This is a genomic window from Protofrankia sp. CiP1_Cm_nod3 (genome assembly GCF_982290655.1).
The window spans coordinates 1-4,028 of record NZ_CEVIVD010000245.1 but is presented as its reverse complement, the minus strand read 5'-3'; the positions used below and the strand labels follow the sequence as shown (position 1 = coordinate 4,028).

Below are 4,028 nucleotides of genomic sequence, written 5' to 3'. Positions count from 1 at the left end.
CCCTATCTTATTCAGGGATGGAAGGCTATCCATCGGTGGTTTTTTGTGCTTGGTAGCTCCTTTGTGATCTACGGGGGTAGATAGAGGCGGAGCCGATGCCCGGCTGCGAGCTCGTCGATCAGTTCGCGTAATGGGTGGAGCGTGGGGGTGATGGGCCAGGCATGGCAGGCGTGTAGGCGTAGTGAGTATCTCGCCCTGCATGGCCCGATCACGGTGCACCATGTCTGAACAGCGCAAACGCCCCGCACCCACCATCCGGAGGGTCGGGGCGCCACTTCCGCCGGGGCGTGTATCCCAGGGCGCTCACAGCATGCGCTCTGTGGCTTCAGGCGTCAATACGGATACGCCCTGACCGAAGGTCTGCTGGCCGCGGGGGCACATCCCGATTCTCTTGATCGTAGCGAAATGTGCGGGGACGCTGCTCGGCTGCTTCTCGAGGACGTGTGGGTCGATCAGCCCGGCTTGGACAAGCGCGTCGGCGAAGGCGAAGTCCTTCTCGCGACCCGCAACCAGCTTCGCGATCATGCAGTCGTGGGGCTCCAGTTGCATGCCGCGTGTGTCCGTCGCCAGTTGGCGCGGAACGCTGTCAGGACTGCCTGTCGGTCCGTTTCCGGGAGGACGCAGGCGAACGGCGAGTTCTGTCGAAGGTCGCGGGCGTGCGGTGTGGTGGAGGTCAGGATCTCCAGCACCGCGTCGGGACCGGCGTCGAGCATGTCCTGCCAGATGGTGAGCCAGTGCCGGGTCACCCCGCCGAGATGAATCTCAAGCAACCGTGTCAGGTTCTCCCGGGCGGCTTGAAGAACACCGTCCGGATCGGTGACGAGCCGGCCGGCAACGGCCTGATGCAGCCACAGCGAACGGGCCTGGTCGCGGGTCAGTTCATCCGGGAGAAACGGTGTGAGATCGCCGCGGCGGATGCGGCGATGCTTGCCGACAGTGGTATGAGGCAGGAGGCCCCGCCGGCAGAGATCGACCACGTGCTGGCGCGAGCAGCCAAGCAGTTCCGCGACGTGCCCCGTGGTCAGCAGGTCGTCGTCCGGATCGCTCAACAGATCATCACTCACACGGCCAGCATGCCTCGCAGACCCAAAAAACGCAATCTCGGGCGCCTTCACGGTTTCGGGCGGGTCGGGCGGCCCCACAGGGCTTGTGTGGTGCCGCGTCCGTGGGGCTCTCGTTCGACCGTTTCGTCAGGATGCCCTGCCTGGTGAGGTCGGGGTCCTCGTCGGCGGATCGGTGCCGGTTGGTGACCCAGGCGTCGGGCAGGGCGATCCACTCGCTCTCGGCCACCAGTTGGACGAGGCGCCGTCAAGCTACCAGGACTTTTGGTGGCGATCCTACGAGCCGGTCACGATCTGTTCGTCACAGTGCGTGCCTGTATAGGGGCAGACGTCGGGGTCGAAGTTCTCTGTGAGGCCTTCGATGAAGGGCTTCGTCGGGTTTCCGCTGGGATCAAGCCATCGTGCTACCGAAAGCCCGGTGACCTGGCGAACACCCGCGGCCTTGAGGGCGGCGGACACCGACTGTAGACGTCCTCCGCTGACCCAGGTGTCCTCGAGCAGAAGCACGTGGCGGGGGCCGGTAGGAGACACGACGAAGTGCGCTGGATTGAACGACCGCGGATCGTCGATCGTCTCGCTCACGCGTACGGGCACATGCGGGACCCGTCCCATGAACTGTGAAGCAATCTGTGCGAGCGGGTGCGTGCCCGGCCGGCCGGACAGCGACGGGACGTAGGCCCAGGAATCCGGGTGCGTGCCGGCGCGGTCCGCGATGCAGTTCCAGTGCGCGACCACGGCATAGGTCAGAAGAGACGAGACCAGATGATAGCTCGTATCGCCGCCGCGCTTGTAGGCGTGCATCGTCTGACCCGACTGCGCACCCTGCCACGCGTAGGTGACGAATCCGAGGTGATCCGCCAAGCCAGCGCTACCTGCTCGCCCGGCGCACCTGTAACAGGTGGGGTAGGGCGGGTTCGGAATCCCTGTGCAGATGCCGCAGGTGACTCCGGGTACCCATCGGGTGTTGTGGAGGAACGGGCTTCCTGTGCTGCCGATGAAGTCACGGAGAGTGTCGAGAATGGGCGAGTGGGTGACCATCAGACGGTGATCTGGCTGAGAACCGCTTCCAGTTGGCTCGGGCGTTCGGCGAGCTTGTCGACCACGGCTGTCACCTCGGCGATCGACGACGCGACGTACACGTCGGGACGACCGACGAGTTCCCTGCCCCACTCGGTGCTGTCGACGACGAGATCGGTCAGGATCACCGGCCGGCCGTGGTGCACCGCCATCCGGGCCTGAATGCGGGCGCCGCTGCGTTCCCCCGCCTCGACGACGATCGTGGTGATGCCGTAGCCGGACATCACCGCGTTGCGCATCGGGAAGTTACGCTGCTGAGGCGGCGCGTCCGGCCAGAACTGCGACAGCACCAGCCCTGTTTTCGCGATGCGCTCCTGAAGCCCGCGGTTGGCGGCCGGGTAGCACCTGTTGATCCCGGTGCCGATGACGGCCACGGTGCGTCCACCGCGGGCGAGGGCGGTCTCGTGGGCGGCGGTGTCGATCCCCGCCGCGAGACCGGCAACCACCGTGAGATCCATCGACACCAGCGTGTCAGCGATGGACCTGGCCATCTTCAGGCCCCGCTCCGACGCCTTGCGCGAACCCACGACGGACACGGCCCTGTCGTCGGCGAGCAGGCGGCCGCGGGCGAACAGGAACGGGGGAGCCTCGTGGATGTCGCGGACGCGTGCCGGATAGCGCTCGTCGGCGATCGAGAGGAACTCCAGCCCGGCCGCGCGCCAGCCACGAACCTCGTCCCGCGCCCGGTCGAGCAGCACGGTATGGTCGTCGTCGCCGAAGAGGCTGTCAGCGACAAGCTGTGCCCGCGCCGCCGTAGCACTCCCGCTCTCCAGCACGGCACCGGCGAGCTGAAGCCAGCTGAGCCCGCGCGGCCGCTGCCGAAGCAGCGCGACGAGCTCCGCCTGCTCCTCGATGCCCGGCTCCGCCACGCCGTCAGCGTAGTGGACGCGAGCGCCGCGGGCGGGCAGCCATCCCATGATGCGATCGAACATACATGCGAATATACGTGTGGTCGCTGACAGCTCCGGGAAGCCTCGCCCGTGTCGCTCGGCAGATCATCATTCGCGCGGCCGGCATGCCTCGCAGACCCAAAAAACGCGATCTCGGGCGCCTTCACGGTTTCAGGCGGGCCGAGCGGCCCCACCGGACTTGTGCGGTGCCGTGTCCGTGGGGCTCGGTCGGTCGTCTCGTCAGGATGCCTTGCCGGCGAGGCCGGGGTCCTCGTCGGCGGATCGGTGTCGGTTGGTGACCCAGGCGTCCGGCAGGGCGATCCACTCGCTCTCGGTCACCAGTTGGACGAGGGCGCCGTCGAGGCGCGGCGGGCGGGTCGGCTCGGTCGTCGGGCACAGCACCCACAGCGGCCGGCCGCCGGCGCGGGCCCGCTCGGCGAGCGCGAACAGCACGTCCAGCCCGCGGCCGCCGTAGCGGCCGAACACGCCGGCGTCGTGCAGCAGCAGCGGCGCCGGCCGGCCGCCGGGCCCGGTGCGGCCGCGCTCAGTGCGGCCGGGCCTAGCGCCGTCGGGCCTAGCGCCGTCGGGCCTAGCGCCGTCGGGCCTAGCGCCGTCGGGCTCGGTGCGGCTGGCGGGGGTGTCGACCAGTTCGGCGAGCGGTGGTGCGGCCCGCTCCCAGGCCGTCCGGACGTACTCGGCGAGGTTGCCGGCCTCCCGGCTGCCCGGCTCGGCGGCGTCGGCGCGCAGAATCGTCGCCCAGGTCGGCCTGGGCCGCGGGTCGACCTCGGCGTGCAGCGCGTCGAGGAACACGGCCGCGACGTCGACCGGCTCGGCGGCGAACCGGTGCGGTCTGGCCAGCTCCGCGCGGGCGGCCAGATAGTGGTTGCGCCGGACGGTGAGCGCCCGGAAACCGCCGGCCTCGGCGGCGGCGGCGAGCCGCTGCTCGGCGAGCGCCGCGGCCGCCCGGTCGGGGCTGTCGAACACCGTGCGCGCCGGCCGA

At 69.0% G+C, this 4,028-nt stretch carries 4 protein-coding genes and 1 pseudogene; all 5 read right to left on the bottom strand.

Annotated elements, in window-relative coordinates; genetic code table 11:
- Nucleotides 1-303 precede the first annotated feature (303 nt).
- Nucleotides 304-525, bottom strand: coding sequence for a hypothetical protein (locus AC5LUJ_RS23645; RefSeq protein WP_493465817.1), 222 nt, complete (start codon nucleotides 523-525; stop codon nucleotides 304-306).
- A complete protein-coding gene (locus AC5LUJ_RS23640) occupies nucleotides 522-1,142 on the bottom strand; it encodes a helix-turn-helix domain-containing protein (RefSeq protein ID WP_493465816.1) in 621 nt (206 codons plus the stop codon). The genes AC5LUJ_RS23645 and AC5LUJ_RS23640 overlap by 4 nt, the downstream gene beginning before the upstream one ends.
- A 195-nt stretch (nucleotides 1,143-1,337) precedes the next feature.
- Nucleotides 1,338-1,862 carry a phosphoribosyltransferase gene (locus tag AC5LUJ_RS23635; protein ID WP_493465815.1) on the bottom strand — a complete coding sequence of 175 codons (525 nt, stop codon included), beginning with the start codon at nucleotides 1,860-1,862 and terminating at the stop codon, nucleotides 1,338-1,340.
- A 236-nt stretch (nucleotides 1,863-2,098) separates the two neighbouring features.
- Nucleotides 2,099-3,070, bottom strand: a complete 972-nt coding sequence (locus AC5LUJ_RS23630; protein WP_493465814.1) for a DNA-processing protein DprA — start codon at nucleotides 3,068-3,070, stop codon at nucleotides 2,099-2,101.
- Nucleotides 3,071-3,268: 198 nt separating this feature from the next.
- Nucleotides 3,269-4,028, bottom strand: a pseudogene (locus AC5LUJ_RS23625) (BREX system serine/threonine kinase PglW); the annotation flags it as partial.